Genomic DNA, 17,343 nt, shown 5'->3' with positions numbered 1-17,343 from the left:
ATTTTTTAATTTTTTTAGAAAATCATCACATTTTTTAGGTAACCCTTTCCTGTCGCGTCAGTGAGTTCCGGTATATTTGTCCTTGTATTCCTTGCAGGTCATTCCCGTATATTCCTTGAACACCTTGCTGAAATAATACGGGCTGGAAAAACCGATCTCTTCGGCGATCTCATAGATCTTTTTATTGGTGGTGATCAGCATCTTCTTGGCGATTTCCATGCGGTAATCGGTCAAAAAATTGCTGAAATTGACGCCGGTTTCCTGCTTGAAGATCAGGGACAGGTAGCTGCTGCTGACCTGGGAATAGGCTGCCGCATCGGAGAGGCTGATATTGCTGGCATAATTGTTCCTGATGTAGGCAATGGTGTTCTGGACCAGCGCCGAATAGCCTGATTCACGGTTCACAGCCGCATCGGAAATGGCTGCATAAAGCTCCTGGATATAGGTTTCCACATTATCAACAAAGGGCATCACCAGGCAATTCTCATAGGAGAATTTTGCCGGGGACAGGGATGATGTCTGGTCGATGTTCTGCTCCTCGCAAATGGTCCTGGCCACAGATAGCAGATCAATAACGGCATTCTTGAATGTGCCGTAGCTCCTGAGCAGCTTCAGTTCATTGAAAATGCCGGCGATGTATTGCCTGAGTCCTTCCCTGTCCTTCTCTTCAATAAACGAAGACAGCTTGCTGCGGCTGACCCGGATGGTTCTGTCCTTCCCCTGGACCATCTCCGGGAAAAACACCTCAATGGGCTGCAGGGAAAAGAAGCAGGTCTTTCTGGCCTGCTCCGCCTCCGCTATCATGACTGGAAACCGCTCTGGCTTCCCCGCGCTGCTCAGGCCAATCTGAACCACGACTTCGAAATACTGCTTGATATTCCGGATCAGCTGCTGCATGGACTTCACGATGTCATGTGACCCCTTGACCGAATCGACGTCCTTGACACATATAATAGAAGTAAAATAGAGTTGATCCTTATAAAAAATCATGACGTTCGATGATTCGGAAAAGGCTTTTTCCAGCATGGTTTTGACGGTCTGGGAGAGCATCTTCCTGGAATCCTCATGCAGCATGGATGTCTCACAGAATCCCTTGGCGGCCATGTAGGCGCTGTCGCTGAACAAACCCGCCGGGGGCGCCATGTCTGCCTGGTCCGCGAAATCATCATCGGCCGGCTTGCCAAAGAGGAGATCCTTTAAGTAATTCTCCCGCTCCGCCTTGATATCGATCTCTTCCACAGCCTGGTCCTTTTCCTTGAGGGAAAGCTTCTGCAGGAGATCGATCAGCTTTTGATCATTCATTTCGGACTTGAGGATATACTGAGTCGCGCCGAATTCCAGCGCTTTCTGGACATAGGAAAACTCGTCATAATGGCTTAATATGACGATCTGGATATTCTTTTTCCTTTTCCTGACTTCCTCGATCAATTTGAAACCATCCATGACCGGCATCTTGATATCTGTCAGCAGAATGTCCGGATTGGCCTCGTCAAACATCTCCAGGGCTTCCTTCCCATTTGAGGCTTCCCCGACAATCCTGTATCCATGCGCTTCCCAATCCATAGTTGTGCGCAACCCAAGCCGGACGAGGAATTCATCGTCTACGACCATTACCCTTTTCATTTATTGTCCAAGCCCCCCTTGTAAAATGAGCAAAAAAACCAGGAAACGCACAGGTCAAGCGCCTGAGATAATCTTATCCTTTCCATTCCGGCATCAAATCCGATGGAATGGTTGTGCGGATCATATGGTTTCCAGCCGGAATTGGATTTGGTCTCCTTCTGCATCCATCAGGCTACCTGCTGTGGAACAGCCACGATCTTATAATAAATCAACGAATTGAATAAAACAAATAATTTTTTCTCCTGCAGGTATGGTATTTTTGTACAAAGCTACAAATCATCATGCTGTCAATCCGATGATTCTAAGCATAAGCCACCCATGACTTCTTTTGGATTCAGGGTTATTTTCCAGCATAAACCTTCAGGCGGAATGTGACAGTGATCCGGCCATTGAGGTATAATAACTTTAAGCCGTATGGGGGGGAGGCTTTTATATGGGGTTCAGATCCATTTCTTTTCGTATATTTATCGGCATGGCCGGATTGACTTTTTTCCTGCTGGCCACCATGTGGGCGGCCAACCGGTATGTCTATCTGGATGAGTTCCGCAAATATGAGGTAGATTACAACGTTCTGGTCACCAATAAGATCAAATCCCAGTTTGACTTTATGGCAGACATCATTCGCAGCACAGGCAACGCGCTGGGCGCCAACGCCAAGGTGGTGGACATGCTTCCAAAGCCCCAGTCCGGATCGGATCAGGAAAAGGTTGAGCGGCGCAATGAGATCAGTTCGCTCCTTCTTGGCACCATCGGCACCCAGTCCTTTATAAAGGGCGCGCATATTGTCAGCGAACTCGGTTATGTCTATTCCAGCACGCTTTCCATCGACGAGGAACAGGTTTTCGACTTCGTTTCCCGGTATTTCACCGTCATGCGTGAAAAAAAGGTCAAAGAGCTGTGGACCAATGTTCACGAGGTGGAGTATTATCCCGACAACTATTTCAGTGTCATGTCCTATATCTGTCCTGTCTACAACATTGAGACGCAGAAGCTCATCGGGCTGATCGTCCTGGACATCGATTACCAGGTTGTCCGTGAAATGTTCTCGCTGTCCACTGTGGAGCTCGACGAGAAGATCATGGTGGTGGACACGGAGGGCAACATCATATTCAACCATCCCATCATCAGCAATTTTGAGCCCGTACTCGAGCAGTATCCCGAAATCCTTACCGCAAAAAACCTGCAGCTTCGCGGGCCGGTATTTGGCAGGGACAGTATCATCGTCACCGAAACCATCGAGATGGCCGACTGGAAGATCGTCAGGATGATTGAAGCCCTGCCGCTTACCGAAAGGAGCCGCAGCCTGCTGTTCATTTTCAACACTATCCTGTTTGCTACGGCCATTATTTCTTTCACCTTCATCCTGCTTTCAACCCAGTCCATCACAAGGCCTGTCAAGACCCTGATACAGGCATGCAAACGCATTGAGCGGGGCGATCTGGATTTCAGGGTCTCCCTCAAACTGAAGAACGAGCTGGGTATTCTGGGGGATACCTTCAACATCATGATGGACCAGATCCAGAGCTACTACAAAAAGGAATTTGAAGAGCAGAAGCGCAAGTCGGAGCTGGAGTTCCAGGTGCTCCAGGCCCAAATCAATCCCCATTTCCTGTATAACACCCTGGATTCCATCAAATGGCTTGCCGTGCTCCAGAACATGAACAATATCGCGGATATGTGCACCTCGCTGATTAACCTTCTGAAATACAACCTGGCCCAGCCGGGAACCCTGACCACCCTGAGCGACGAGGTGGAAAATCTCAAGAATTATATCCGGATCCAGAAATTCCGTTATGGCGATACCTTCGAATTCTCAACCCAACTGGATCCGGAGACATGCGACTGCGAAATCCTGCGCTTTGTCCTGCAGCCGCTGGTGGAAAATTGCATCCTCCATGCCTTTGAGGATATGGAAGACAAAGGGTTTATCAAGATCCTGTCCTTCATCGAGAACGACAAGCTGCATATCGAGGTGATTGACAACGGTTCGGGAATGGATCTGGCCACGGTCTACACGCTTAACCAAAGCGATTCCAATAAGGGAAAACGCTTCAACACTATCGGCATACACAACATCAAGGAGCGCATACGGCTCCAGTACGGGGAAGGATATGGGCTCTACTACATCAGCGAGCCCGGGATCGGCACCATTGCGGAAATGGTCCTGCCCGTCATCAAGAAAAAAGATGTTCCGGCAATCCAGCCGGTTTGAAGCAAGCAAGGGACAAAAGGCATCTCACAGAGAGATGCCTTTTGTCCGGAGAAGGAACCTGTCAATCCAGCATCTCAAGAAGCCAGAACAAGGGCCCATAGCGGTAAAGGAATCCCCTCGGCCGGTAACGGAAGGGATACCGGAATCCGGGTACGATGACCGGACCGTATATCGGGCGACGGATGACGGGGTATCGCCTGGGGAAGCGCCTGCCTCTGAAAGAACCCGGATAGAACTCCTGGGATACGCCATCCGGCATCATGAACACCTCTCGCATCGCATGCTCCATAAAACCATCATATGACCCGAGGGACAAGAAGGTTACCGGGGGAACCTGAACAGAAAGATGCGGGAGGATGCCGTTTTCCATCCATGATGTACCTTGACAAGTACATTGGAATCTGATAGCATACTTACAAACCGGATAAATGCGATGACAGGGAAAACACACTGCTTATGCGGCTCAGAGAGCTGTTGGACGGTGCGAAACAGCGCGCGGAGCAGAAAGTGGGCTCCCCCTCGAGCAGCCATCTGAACCCCCGGAAGCAGGTTCGCTTCCGGCAAGTAGGCATGGACGGATTCCCGCCGTTACAACGGGAAGGCATTAACCCGGCTGACCGGGCGGATGCTGCATGAGTGGGCCATTTTGGCCAAAAGAAGTGGTACCGCGGAAGCAAAGCTTTCGTCTTCTTGAATGCAGGAAGGCGGAGGCTTTTTTTATTTGATCAAAACACGTCAGGAGGATTGTGGTATGAAACTGGCTTTTTCGACCCTGGGATGTCCAGATTTTGACTGGCCGGATATCTATTCCATGGCCAAGGACTTTGGTTTTGACGGCATCGAAATACGCGGCCTGGGCAAGGAAATCTTTGCGGTCCGGGCAAAGCCCTTTACTGAAGCGGAGCTTCCCCAAACCATCAATAAGCTGCAGAAGCTGCGCCTTGAAATCCCCTGCCTTTCGTCGGGCTGCTGCCTGAAATTCGCCGACAAGGCTGAGGAAAACCATGAAGAGATCGTCCAGTACATCGAGCTGGCGGCAAAGCTCAAAACCCCCTATGTCCGCATCCTGGCGGATAAAGAACCCCAACCCCAGGGAGAGGTGGACGACGAGGTCGTTATCGCCGCCTTAAAGAAGCTGGTTCCCATAGCGGAGGAAAAGGGAGTAACGCTGCTTGTGGAGACCAACGGCGTTTACAGCGATACCCGCAGGCTCTGCAATCTGCTCAACGCTATCGGAAGCGATGCGGTGGGAGCGCTTTGGGATCTTCACCATCCCTACCGTTTTGCGGGCGAAACACCCGGTCAAACCGTCCAGAACCTGGGCGCCTATATCAAGTACGTCCATATCAAGGACTCTGTCATGGCAGACGGCAAGGTTTCCTACCGCATGGTGGGAGAAGGCGATCTTCCCATCAATGATTTCATCATGGCCCTGCGTTCCATCAACTATGCCGGTTATATTTCCCTTGAATGGGTGAAGCGCTGGGCGCCGGATCTGGCGGACGCCGGCGTGGTATTCCCCAACTACGCCAATTACATGTCTAAATACCTGAGAAAGGACATGAGACGGGGCCGGCTGTATACCAACAAAGCGGGCACGGGACAGTACATCTGGGAGAAGGATATCCTCATCGATCTGACGTTCCCCCAGGTGCTCGATCGTGTGGTTGAGGAATTCCCCGACCAGTATGCCTTCAAATTCATCACCCACGACTACACCAGGACCTATGCGGAATTCCGCGATGATGTGGACACCTTTGCCCGCGCCCTGATCGCACTGGGCGTAAAGCCCGGGGATCATGTGGCCATATGGGCCACCAATGTGCCCCAGTGGTTCATCACCTTCTGGGCAACCGTGAAGATCGGGGCGGTCCTCGTAACGGTCAACACGGCCTACAAGATCCATGAGGCCGAGTATCTGCTGCGCCAGTCGGATACCCATACGCTGGTCATGATCGATGGGTTCAAGGATTCTGACTATGTGGGCATCATCCGGGAACTCTGTCCCGAACTGGAGACCGCAGAGCCCGGAAAGCCCCTCTACATCAAGCGCCTTCCGTTCCTCAGGAACATCATCACCATCGATTCGAAGCAAAAGGGCTGCCTGACCTGGGACGAAGCCATGGCGCTGGCCGACAAGGTACCCGTTGAGGAAGTTTACCGTCGGGCCTACACCATCCATAAGGACGACGTCTGCAACATGCAGTACACCTCCGGCACAACAGGCTTCCCGAAGGGCGTCATGCTGACCCACTACAACGTGGTGAACAACGGCAAGACCATCGGTGACTGCCTGGATTTCTCCACGGCGGACCGTCTGCTGATCCAGGTCCCCATGTTCCACTGCTTCGGCATGGTGCTGGCCATGACGGCTGCCATGACCCATGGCGCCACCATGTGCCCCATTCCCTACTTCTCCCCGAAAGTGGCCCTGGAATGCATCAACAAAGAAAAGATAACGGCATGCCATGGCGTTCCCACCATGTTCATCGCCATGCTGGAGCATGAGGACTTCGCCAAGACCGACTTCTCCCACATGAGAACCGGCATCATGGCAGGAAGCCCGTGTCCCATCAAGGTGATGCAGGATGTGGTGGACAAGATGAACATGAAGGAGATCACTATCGTATACGGCCAGACCGAGGCTTCCCCCGGATGCACCCAGAGCCGCGTGGACGATCCGATTGAAGTCAGGGTCAACACGGTCGGCCGAGCCCTGCCCGGTGTGGAATGCAAGATCGTGGATCCGGTTACCGGAAAGGATCTGCCGCCCAACACCGACGGCGAGTTTGTGGCCAGGGGCTACAATGTCATGAAGGGTTACTACAAAATGCCCGAGGCAACGGCAGCTGTCATCGATGCGGATGGCTGGCTGCATACGGGTGATATGGCCCGGATGGACGAAAACGGCTATTTCAAGATCACCGGGCGAATCAAGGATATGATCATCCGTGGCGGCGAAAACATCTATCCCAAGGAGATTGAGGACTTTATCTACACCCATCCCAAGGTCAGCGATGTCCAGGTCATCGGTGTGCCCGACAAGCAATACGGCGAGGAGATCATGGCCTGCGTCATCCTCAAGGATGGCGAGGAAATGACCGCCGAGGAACTGAAAGACTACGTGCGCACCCATATGGCCAAGCACAAAACGCCCAAGTATGTGGAATTCATGAAATCCTTCCCCATGAACGCAGCCGGCAAGACCCTCAAGTACAAGTTGCGCGAATGGGCCGTGGAACACCTGGGCCTCATCGCCGAAAGCCAGATCGAAACCGCATAAGGCAGAACAGATTAAAAGAGGGGTGGCTCCTAAAGCCGCCCCTCTTTCCAACAGGGAATACGGTATTCCGCTTTCAGGACACACAGTATTCTCCTGCTGTCCCCCCCCTCCTTTTCAAACATCACGATACAAGCCCGCGCAGTTCCCTGCTGAGCCTGCCGATGTTTGCCATGGCTTCATGGATCTGCATGATATTGTTGTTCTGATCCTCCAGAGTGGCAAGCACTTCCTCGGTGGATGCCGCATTTTCTTCCGAAATGCTGGCCACGTTCTCTATCTGTTTCTGGATTTCAATAAAGATCTCGGTCACATGCTTGGTTCCCTCAACACCTTCAAACAACTGACGGTTGGCATCCTCCACCGAAACCTTCATCCGGCTGAAGAAGTCCGTAATGTTTTCCAGTATCCGATTACCTTCACGGACTGCTGCATCGCCCTCATACACTTTTTTGAGGGTATCCATGGAGCGTTCGGTCAGCTCCTGGATGATACGGCTGATATTGTCGGCAGTCGCCTTGCTCTGCTCTGCCAGCTTCCTGATTTCATCGGCCACAACGGCAAACCCTTTGCCCTGCTCGCCGGCCCGCGCCGCCTCGATGGCCGCATTGAGAGCCAGCATATTGGTTTGCTCGGCAATCTCCAGGATCTCGTCCAAGGCCCGGTTAACCCGCTCCATGCTTTGGTTCAGCTCGTTAACCGTTGCCTTGGCGGAGCCCACAGCCTTGCTGATGACCTCGTTATGAGCCACCATTTCGGCAATTTTTTCGTTACCCTGCTCAATGGTTTGTGCCATTTCCTTTGATTTTTCAGCTATGGAACCCGAAATGGCCTGGGTCTGGCTGACCAGATCCATGGAACTGTTCATGGCCTCATTGGTCTTGTAAATGCTGGACGCTTCTTCCTGGATGGCCTTTGCCATCTCGTTCATGGACACAAAGATGCCCTTGCTTGATTCCTTCGTGGCGCCAATGGTCTTATTTACGGTTTCGATATGGTTATTCAGGTTCTGGGAACCTGTTTCAACCTGGGCGATCACAGTCTGGAGCCTGGCCGCCAATTCGCCGACTTTATCCGTTTCGGCAGAAGCGTTCTTCACAAGCTCGCCTGCCCACCTGGTCAAAAAGTACAGGAGCGCCAGCGCGCCGTTAAACACGACGAGCACCTTGATGAATTCGACAACCAGGATATCGTTTCCCACCGGTCCCATAAAGACCTCACCGGCCAGCAGGAACATCACTATGAGCAGAACATTGCTGATAACGCCAAAAACCAGGGTAAGCCTTTCGTTAAAGTATAACGCGATCATGGCAACGGCAGCAAAAGCAATATAGTGGTTTCCCAGATCAAACCCTGTAATCAGGAAATAGGCCATCATGGCCAATAAAGGGAGCAGACCGAAAAGCAGGGATTTAATAAACTGTGGAAGGTTCAGATAATACAGTCCTGTTGCAAGGCCTGCCACGACTATGGATTTGATGACATCCGTAAACGCATTCAGCCCATACGTCACGATATTGGTAAGCGCATAGAGCGCAATGACACACCATATTGCAATCAGATTTACCTTATCCACGCGCTTCAGATCATAGCTCGATTGTTTGACAGCATTTGCTTGGCTCATTTAGAGTACCCCCTGTTTCAGTTCATCTATATACTTGAACAACACTTATTTTTTACCACTATATTTTTTATCGAAACATTTTGTAAATATCTACAATATTCTTACAATATCTGTCGTGAATCGCGCACTGTAAACCGCCTGTTGCCGTCTTTTTCTTTTTCCGCCTATTCCCCGACGGCAGGACAGGACACCCGCCAGTATCGATCAAAAACCTGTCGCAGCCTGTCACACTTGTCCAATTTCTGAATAGACTATATCAGGGAATGGTTCATCCGGACCGTCCCAAGGAGGCGCCTCACCTCCTTTATGCCGGGTGCCGGACTTAGCATTAAGTCCGGCATTTAATTTTGGAAAAACACTTGACCTGGTGGCACGATTATTGTATTATTGTATTAAGCGCTTAATACAATAATACAAAGGGGTGATCGAATGCCCTGGGACCTGAAACCGGACAGACCCATCTACACGCAATTGGTCGAACATATCGAATGGATGATACTTTCCGGGGTCTATCCTCCAGGAGCGAAACTTCCTTCTGTACGCGATTTGGCCAGGGAAGCCTCAGTCAATCCCAACACCATGCAGCGGGCGCTGGCCCAATTGGAGGAAGACGGACTCATCATCACGCACCGCACCAGCGGTCGATCGATAACGGAGGATTCGGAGATGATTCAAAAAGCCAGAATAAGAATTGCCAGGGAACAGGTATCGGAGTTCCTGGAGAAAATGAAAAAGCTCGGTTTTGACAAAAAAGAAATCCTGTCCATCATCAACAATATGATCGAGGAGGTAGGGAAATGAATGCCATTCTGGAATGCAAAGGTCTGACGAAATCCTATGGCGGTAAAAAAGCGCTCTCGGATGTCAACCTGACCATTGAGCGGGGCAGAATTGTTGGGCTTTTGGGACCCAACGGCAGCGGCAAAACCACCCTGATTAAGCTTGCCAACGCACTTCTGACACCCACATCGGGTGAAATACGCATAGCCGGCATGAAGCCTGGAACCGGCACCAAAAAGATCGTGTCCTACCTCCCGGAAAGGAATTACCTGAACGACTGGATGCGCGTCCATGACATCATCGGGCTGTTCAGAGACTTCTACGGTGATTTCAGGCCGGATAAGGCTTATGATATGCTCAAAAGGCTCAACATTAACCCGAATGACAAGCTGAAGACCATGTCCAAGGGCACCAAGGAAAAGGTGCAGCTCATCCTGGTCATGAGCCGGGAAGCGGAACTGTATCTTCTGGACGAACCCATAGGAGGCGTGGATCCGGCGGCCCGGGATTATATCCTGGAAACCATCATCAGCAATTATAACCCGGAAGCGACAATCATCATCTCCACCCACCTGATCTCGGACGTGGAAAAGATTCTCGATCACGTGATTTTCATCCGTGAAGGCCAGGTAGTCCTGTCTTCGTCGGTGGATGAGATCAGGGAACAGGGAAAATCGGTGGACGGTCTGTTCAGGGAGGTGTTCAGATGTTAGGCAAGCTTTTAAAGTATGAACTGAAAGCCACGGGAAGAACGTTTATGCCCATATACGCCGCTATGCTGATTGCTGCGGCTGTCACCAAACTCATCTCGGCCCTGACGGCCGGGGGCTCCGAAGTCCCCGAATTCATCAGCGCCATCGTGTACATCATGATCCTGATGGGGATGTTTGTCATGACCTTTGTGGTCATGATCCAACGCTTCCACAAGAACCTGCTGTCCGATGAAGGGTATCTGATGTTCACCCTGCCGGTGGAACCATGGCAGCACATTGTCAGCAAATTGCTGATATCGGTTTTATGGAACCTGGGAAGCCTTGTTGCGGCATTCCTCTCCATCGTTATCCTGACCTTTGATGAAATTGCCAACAGGGCGTTGATGCTGGATCTTTTTGCAGTTATAGCAGAATTTCTGACCATCTTCGGCCCCACAGGAAGCCTGGTTGTGCTGGAAATCTTCCTCGCAGGCATTGCCACCACCGTTTTCGGTATCCTGCTCATCTATGCGTCCATCGCCCTGGGACATCTGTCCAACCGGCACAGGACCATGGCTTCCCTGGGCGCTTTCCTCGGGCTGACCGCTTTTGCACAAATCCTGTTTGCCTGCCTGACCCTCATCCCGAATGTCAGGGTGCTGCAGCACTACATGGATACGCTGCAGGAAAGCCTGCAGACTTCCATTGCACTGTTCCATTATGTCATGTGGTTCACCATCGGTTTCTTCACCTTGCTGTCGGCAGGCTACTTCCTGATTACCAACCATATCCTGAAGAAGCGTTTGAACCTGGAATAGCGTTCGGAAAGCAAAAGACTATCAAATATGAAACGGCATAAAGAGACCTGTATCAGGTCTCTTTCCCGTTTTGCCCCGATTATTCGGTTTTCTCCCCGGTGAATTTCCTGAAGAACCTGGGATATCCCGTTCCGTCCCATTTTTTAATCTTTTCAGCGTATTCCTTATAGATGCGTTCCGCCTTTTCGGGTTCCAGGAGGCCCTTCTTCACCTGGCCGTCCAGGTATTCCCTGCAGTCCCTGATGAGTTTTTCGCGCTTCTCTTCAAGGCTCAGCCCGTTGAATGCCTTGATTTCCGCCATTTTCTCGTCAATTCTTTTCAGGATGGACTCGGCTTTCTCCTTCGGAATTTTGCCTTCCTTCAGGAGTTGCTGGACCTCGCTTTTTCTTTTTTCCAGCGTGCCCAAAGGATCCTTTACAAACTCGCAGTAACCTCTTTTCCTGCGACCGTCCTTCTTTTCCTTTTTATGCTCCTTAATATCTTCCGGAGCCTTTTCCCTGTTGTCAAGTTCCGGCCTTTTTTCCTCCTGGTTCAGCCTTTCCTGGCGCACCGGCTCCCTGTTTTCGGTTCCATGACCGACGGCGACGGCCGGGGTTGTTACCAGAAGGCCGGCAATGACGGCAACAGCTGCCACACCTTTTAGTGCCATTTTGATCACCTCCATGATTATTTTCTCCCGATTCAATCAAGTCATAGGTGTCAATATTTAATAATTCGCGTATACAAAAAACATTTTTGTCCTGCAAAACGCAAAAGATAAGCAGGTTACACGAATTCATTGCCACAAATATGAACATCCGCCCATCATGGCAATGAATTTGCGGGGATAATCCGATGCCCAGCAAGAAAGACTGATTTCAGGGCAAAAGCGGATGCGGGAAACTGCCGGCGCATTTTTGTCATCGGACACGATTTAAAAGTCCTGTGACGCTTGTACAACTTGTGCTTGATTCGGTGCTTCCATAAGTGTTAAAGTTATAGGTATGCGGGAAGTTTTAAGAGGTGATTAATCAATGAAGGAAACATACAGGATTAAGGTAGCGGGCCTGGAAAGGGATCTGCCGCTTTGCAGCATCAGCCAGGATCTCAAGATAGCAGCATTTGTGATCCTCGGCGACGTGGAGCTGACCACCGCCTGCGCCAGGGAACTTATCCGGAAAATTCCGGAACACGATATCATGATAACAGCCGAGGCCAAGGGAATACCGCTGATTCACGAAATGGCCCGCCAGATGAATGCCGAAAAATATCTCGTGGCGCGGAAGGCCCAGAAGCTTTACATGAAGGATCCGATCACCGTTGAAGTCCAGTCCATTACCACCGCCAGGAAGCAGACGCTCTACATCGACAAAAACGATGCCGAGCTCCTGAAAGGCAAACGGGTTCTCATCATTGATGATGTCATCAGCACCGGGGAATCCATTTTTGCCGTGGAAAAGCTGGTCAAGATGTCGGGCGGCACGGTGGTCGGCAAGGCGGCCATCCTGGCCGAAGGCGACGCCAAATACAGGGAAGATATCATCTACCTCGAATACCTCCCACTGTTCAATGCGGAGGGCGAACCCATCGAAAAATAGCAAACGGCCGTCGGATACCAAAAAGAATGACTAAAAGGCTATGAATCATGCATTCATAGCCTTTTATGAGATGAAGATTATCTCCGGACTCATAATGGTTCTTAAGCAAGAACCATTATTCTTTTGTAGAACATTTTAGTCTTTGGGGGGGGCAAAGACATCTAGGGTTTATATGGAATAACCACCCGGAGCTCTATAAACCCTTAGAACATATTATATCCAATCAAAAAGTCCAATCAAGTGATTTTGGTCATCTTTTCGAGTGCTTTTTGCACTGTTTTCTCCATTTAGCGGTCATTGGCCGCCTTGGAGCGCCATGTTTTCCAGCGGGATGAAGGCGTGGACCATAAATCCGTTGCCATCCTCGAAACTGTTGAAGGAAACGTAACCGCCGAGGTTTCCGACGCGTTCCTCCATTCCCCTGAGACCATTGCCCTTGATAATCTTCCCGCACCCTTTACCGTTATCGATGATATGGATGTGCAACAGGCCTGCTTTTTCCTTGATGGAAACGGTGATCTGGTCGGCTTTGCCATGCCTGATGGCATTGGTTGTGGCCTCCTGGCATATCCTGTAGATGGTTTTTACCATATCATCGGTCATTTCGCCCGTGTATCTGGAACGGATTACGTCCATCCTGACCCCGATCTCGGCCAGGCGATCCGCCATTTCGGCAAGCAGGGACCACAGGGGCGACTGTTTCTCCCTGGGCTCGGCATGCGCCGCGATTTCCCCGATACCCCTGTCGATATCGGCGATGACCTGCTTGAGCCTCATCATGGCCTTCTCCGGCTGGGTGTCCAGGATCAGCCGATTGCTTTCCAGAGTGTGCAGGGCGAGGTTGAGGGAGTGTCCAAGTACGTCGTGTATCTCTTTGGCCAGGCTGTTCCTTTCCTCGATGGCGGCCAGGTGGCTGGTCTGGTCCTGGAGCAGCCGGATGCTGTTGTTCAACATCACCAGTTCCTCATTCTTCTCCTTCAGGTGGTTGATGGCGGTTTTCAACGCGGTATCATCATGTATCACGCATATGGTTCCTGCTCTGTTCCGGAGCAGGGATGGAGCTGCGCGCATTCTGACCGTGTATACACCGTGGTTATGCGAAACCTCCAGGATTCTTTCCTCCTCAGCATAATCCCTGAGTTCCTGCGCCTCAAGGCGGCAGACATCAGAAACGGCCTGGAAGGTGTCATGCTCCAAGCCCTCGCATGCCGGATTCATGTAGGCCACCTTTCCCCTGCTGTCCATGATAAATACGGCTTCACCGTACAATTCCAGGCTCCGTTTTATGCCCAGCGCCATCACATGGTACATCCCCAGCTTGGCCGAGCCAAAAAACAGCAGGCTGAAAACCATCAGGGCCATGATCGGACCGACGGGCGATACATAAGCAGGCTGCTGGAGGGATATCATGATTTTGAGCGTGAAGGAGACCATGGACGCCGCCACCAAAAAGATTTCAAAAGGCGAGATCCTGATCCTTTTTGTCACTGTGGCCGCCAGCAGCACACAGGCGGAAACCCGGAACAGGTATTCCACCCAGGAATGGATCTTGTACAGCGTGCCGGGCTTTGGGATGCCCGCTGCCTGTTCAAGAATCAGGGATTGCTCCGCAAGGAGGGCAAACAGGAAAGACAGGGTGGGGATCAGATAGACAGCGATAAGAAAGTACCGGTTCAGGCTCTTTTTCCGCAAAAGGACAAGGCCGAAGCACATCAGGGCAACCGAACACAGAATACCGGCCGAGGAGGAGAGAATGGTAAAGAGATGCTGGGCACCTGTTCCCTGGGCAAGCAGGGCAAGGAAATCCACCATCAGCGAAATGAACGCAAAGAAGTGGACGGCTATATAGTATTTCATGGGTCCGGTCTTGATGGACGCATGGTATATAAACGCCAGATAGGCCGATAAGACCGCAATACTGATGAGGTTGAACAGTATGTTTGTGGTCGTAATGCCACCCCCTACCCGTCCAAAATCCGGCGCCGGCATCAGATGATGTTGTGCTTCAGCGCAAACATGACCAGCTGTGCCCGGTTTCCCGTTCCGGTGATCTCCAGGAGCCGGGTTACCTTGTTCTTTACCGTTCCGTTGGCATATCCGAAGATTTCAGCGATTTCATTATTGTTCTTGCCCTCGCTGATACATTTGATGATCTCGACGTCTTCTTCCTTGAGGGCCGCCAGAACCTGATCCCTTTTCCTGTCCTGTATCCTGTCCCTGCAGGCCGAATCGAGGAGTTCCTTCAGTTCGCCACCCAAAACCTGGTACCCCCACAGGACGCACTGTATCAGAACCTTCAGGCGATCCGGAGGCGTATCCTTCATCAGGTACGCATCCGCACCGTTCATAAAGGCTTTGAAGATATGGTTTTTTTCCTCCAGCGAGGTAAGAATGATAACCTTGATGCCGGGATCAACATCCTTAATTTTGGCGATGGCGTTGATGCCATCCAGTATCGGCATCCTGATATCCATCAAAACAACATCCGGCCTGATTTCTTTGCACATTTCGCAGGCCTGCCAGCCATCATGGGCAATCCCCACAACCTGAAAGCCGTCAAAGCTTTCCAGTACCATTTTCAGGCTGTCGGTCAGCAGCGCATGGTCATCTGCAATCAAGACGCGTATCATAAGGCCCCAGCCTCCTGTCTCTGCAAGCATTATTCCATATCTTCAAGGGTTTCGCATCCCTCAGGCACATGGTTCAGTTTCCTTACGGTGGCCCGTATTTCCTCAATGACGCTCCGGGTGACTTCCAGCAACTGTTCGTTCATCATCCTGATCTTCGTGGGAAAGTCCGTTCCGGTCGCCATTTCAGCCTCAAGTTGCGCCACATCACGGCGAACCCTGCTGATATAGGCATTGGCGGTGGCATTGACCTGGTCCAGTATCCTGGCCCGCTCCCTCTCCACGGCCAGTTGCCTCACAGCCCGTGCCGCCCGCTGTTTCCTGGAAAAAGCCAACTCCAACTGCCTGTTCTTTTGCGACAATTCCATCTGGAGATTGACCAGCTCCGTAACATCGCGCAGGTTGATGATCCTTCCCAACACTTTTCCTTCCGCCTGAAGGGGTGAAATCTTATACTGCAGGTGGACGGGATGTTGTTCTTCTATCAAAATACGCCCCTGGGAAAGGGCTCCCGATTCATTCAGCACCCCTTCCTCCGCCAGCTTTTCCTGGATATCCCTGAGCCTGTCGGACAGTTTGATGGTTTTAAGTCCGTCATGGATATGAACAACCCGGCCTCTCCGGTCAAAGATGATCACGGCCTCGGAAAACCCGTCATGGATATCGGCGCGGGAAATGTATTTGGCATCCCTGCTGAGAAAGGGCATGGCCTTCAGTTTTGCGGCCAGAAGGCCCAGAAAAATGATCAGGTGCATGTTGTCCCGGACCATGTCCCTTGTGGATAGCTGCAGGATCGAAAGCGCTCCCATGCACAGCAGCAAAAACGCAAAGATCAAGGAAACCACGGTCAGTTTGCGCCCATGGTGATGCGCATGGAGAATGAAGATAACCGAGAGGATGATGCAGAATGTCCCCGGCACAAGGGCATACCAAAGGGCCAAACCCCAGTATTGCGCTTCAAAAGGCCCGGACAGCATCACGAGCCGCTCCGCCCATTGCCTGTTCAGAAACGGGAGTACCACCTGTCCCACGGAAACCAGGTGCACGCCCAGGGCCAGCCCTTTCAGCCAGCGTCTGTCCGTATAATATCCGGTGAAAAGCAGCAGGGATGTTGCCAGAAGATAGGCGCTGGCGGCCCTGACGGCAACCAGAAGTCTGAACATATCCGGCGATGTCGCATGCAAAACGATCAGCGAACTGGTCTCATGGGCAAGCACATAAAACATCACATACAGGAAGGCGCGCTTGGCACCGGCGGATGAGCTGCCGGTCAATACCAGGGAAGCAGCACAACCGCACAGGGCTGTGCAGCAGGTTATCAGCACGCCCAATATGAACCTGTCATGGATGAGAAAATCCATATCCCAAACTTCACCAACAAATCGGCAAAATTCGCCTTTTTATTTACATTATACACCAAGTCACCAAAGCCTACAAAAGAAATCCATGCATGACAAAAGAGGAAGAGACAGATCAAACGTTGAAATTCCCTTCAGGAACGGATATATTGAAAGCATATCCCGATACGGTCCCGTAAAGGCGCATCCCGGGATGCCCTTTGCGGGCGGACGATACCTGGAGATGATTATGCGTCAGGAGATTGAAAGAAAGTTCCTTGTAACGGGCAGCGGATACCGTAACGGAGCTTCCTGCAAAACATACCGGCAGGGGTATATCGTTGCCGATACCCACAGGGTTATCCGGGTCAGAACCGATGGAAGCAAGGGTTACCTGACCATAAAGGGACCTTCCCGTGGGGCGTCCCGGACGGAATACGAGTATGAGATCCCCCTGCCCGATGCGGAAGACCTTTTGGAAAGGATGTGTATAAAGCCCCTGATCGAAAAGGTCCGATACACGCTGGTCCATGACGGCATGACATGGGAAGTGGATGAATTTACCGGCGTGAACCAGGGGCTCTGCATCGCCGAAATAGAGCTTGAGCAGGAAGATCAGCGCTTTTCCCTGCCTCCCTGGGTCGGTCGGGAGGTTACGGCGGATCCCAGATACTATAATGCCTACCTGGCCAAACACCCCTACAATACCTGGGAGCATAAGGATTAGCGCAGACACCTCACATTTTCACCGCATTCTCCCATGGGTACAGGCA

At 51.4% G+C, this 17,343-nt stretch carries 14 protein-coding genes; 7 read left to right on the top strand and 7 right to left on the bottom strand.

The features are described from left to right. Nucleotides 1-57: 57 nt before the first annotated feature. Entirely contained in the window at nt 58-1,623 is a 1,566-nt protein-coding gene (locus F3H12_RS03260) for a response regulator transcription factor (protein WP_149677927.1), read from the bottom strand. Between the two features lie 433 nt (nt 1,624-2,056). Here F3H12_RS03260 and F3H12_RS03255 point away from each other — a divergent pair, with 433 nt between their 5' ends. Continuing rightward, entirely contained in the window at nt 2,057-3,835 is a 1,779-nt protein-coding gene (locus F3H12_RS03255; RefSeq protein ID WP_149677926.1) for a cache domain-containing sensor histidine kinase, read from the top strand. 61 nt (nt 3,836-3,896) lie between these two features. On the opposite strand, the gene F3H12_RS03250 is transcribed toward F3H12_RS03255, so the two are convergent. Beyond that, entirely contained in the window at nt 3,897-4,124 is a 228-nt protein-coding gene (locus F3H12_RS03250; RefSeq protein WP_149677925.1) for a hypothetical protein, read from the bottom strand. Between the two features lie 462 nt (nt 4,125-4,586). Here F3H12_RS03250 and F3H12_RS03245 point away from each other — a divergent pair, with 462 nt between their 5' ends. Then, nucleotides 4,587-7,118 carry an AMP-binding protein gene (locus F3H12_RS03245; RefSeq protein ID WP_149677924.1) on the top strand — a complete coding sequence of 844 codons (2,532 nt, stop codon included), beginning with the start codon at nt 4,587-4,589 and terminating at the stop codon, nt 7,116-7,118. Nucleotides 7,119-7,239: 121 nt separating this feature from the next. Here the strand turns inward: F3H12_RS03245 and F3H12_RS03240 are convergent, their stop codons facing one another. Then, a complete protein-coding gene (locus tag F3H12_RS03240; protein WP_149677923.1) occupies nt 7,240-8,739 on the bottom strand; it encodes a methyl-accepting chemotaxis protein in 1,500 nt (499 codons plus the stop codon). Between the two features lie 429 nt (nt 8,740-9,168). On the opposite strand from F3H12_RS03240, the gene F3H12_RS03235 reads away from it, so the two are divergent. From F3H12_RS03235 to F3H12_RS03225, 3 genes are read left to right on the top strand one after another with little or no spacing between them, the layout of a single operon-like run. Then, on the top strand, nt 9,169-9,540 hold the full coding sequence (locus tag F3H12_RS03235; protein WP_149677922.1) for a GntR family transcriptional regulator: 372 nt from the start codon (nt 9,169-9,171) through the stop codon (nt 9,538-9,540). Continuing rightward, nucleotides 9,537-10,232: an ABC transporter ATP-binding protein gene (locus F3H12_RS03230; protein WP_149677921.1), complete on the top strand. Its 696-nt coding sequence runs from the start codon at nt 9,537-9,539 to the stop codon at nt 10,230-10,232. Before F3H12_RS03235 ends, F3H12_RS03230 begins: the two co-directional genes overlap by 4 nt. Then, nucleotides 10,226-11,029: a hypothetical protein gene (locus tag F3H12_RS03225; protein ID WP_149677920.1), complete on the top strand. Its 804-nt coding sequence runs from the start codon at nt 10,226-10,228 to the stop codon at nt 11,027-11,029. The genes F3H12_RS03230 and F3H12_RS03225 overlap by 7 nt, the downstream gene beginning before the upstream one ends. A 79-nt stretch (nt 11,030-11,108) precedes the next feature. Here F3H12_RS03225 and F3H12_RS03220 read toward each other — a convergent pair whose 3' ends face one another. Continuing rightward, nucleotides 11,109-11,693 carry a hypothetical protein gene (locus F3H12_RS03220; protein WP_188118337.1) on the bottom strand — a complete coding sequence of 195 codons (585 nt, stop codon included), beginning with the start codon at nt 11,691-11,693 and terminating at the stop codon, nt 11,109-11,111. A 349-nt stretch (nt 11,694-12,042) separates the two neighbouring features. Between F3H12_RS03220 and F3H12_RS03215 the strand changes: the two genes are divergently transcribed. Beyond that, nucleotides 12,043-12,606 (top strand): phosphoribosyltransferase family protein, encoded by a 564-nt coding sequence (locus F3H12_RS03215; protein ID WP_149677918.1) that lies wholly within the window; start codon nt 12,043-12,045, stop codon nt 12,604-12,606. A gap of 294 nt (nt 12,607-12,900) precedes the next feature. On the opposite strand, the gene F3H12_RS03210 is transcribed toward F3H12_RS03215, so the two are convergent. Genes F3H12_RS03210 through F3H12_RS03200 form a run of 3 tightly spaced genes read right to left on the bottom strand, consistent with a single transcriptional unit; the run spans nt 12,901 to nt 16,594 of the window. Beyond that, nucleotides 12,901-14,595 carry an ATP-binding protein gene (locus tag F3H12_RS03210; RefSeq protein ID WP_149677917.1) on the bottom strand — a complete coding sequence of 565 codons (1,695 nt, stop codon included), beginning with the start codon at nt 14,593-14,595 and terminating at the stop codon, nt 12,901-12,903. Then, entirely contained in the window at nt 14,595-15,236 is a 642-nt protein-coding gene (locus F3H12_RS03205) for a response regulator transcription factor (RefSeq protein ID WP_188118336.1), read from the bottom strand. The genes F3H12_RS03210 and F3H12_RS03205 overlap by 1 nt, the downstream gene beginning before the upstream one ends. A gap of 29 nt (nt 15,237-15,265) precedes the next feature. Beyond that, a complete protein-coding gene (locus F3H12_RS03200) occupies nt 15,266-16,594 on the bottom strand; it encodes a hypothetical protein (protein WP_149677915.1) in 1,329 nt (442 codons plus the stop codon). An 85-nt stretch (nt 16,595-16,679) separates the two neighbouring features. Between F3H12_RS03200 and F3H12_RS03195 the strand changes: the two genes are divergently transcribed. Further along, nucleotides 16,680-17,297 (top strand): CYTH domain-containing protein, encoded by a 618-nt coding sequence (locus tag F3H12_RS03195; protein WP_243133175.1) that lies wholly within the window; start codon nt 16,680-16,682, stop codon nt 17,295-17,297. The last annotated feature ends 46 nt before the right edge of the window (nt 17,298-17,343 follow it).

The sequence above is a fragment of the Thermoclostridium caenicola genome (assembly GCF_900142095.1).
Classification (GTDB): Bacteria; Bacillota; Clostridia; order DSM-8532; family DSM-8532; genus Thermoclostridium_A; species Thermoclostridium_A caenicola.
The sequence above is the reverse complement of the archived record's forward strand: the minus strand, read 5'-3'. Positions and strand labels throughout refer to the sequence as shown.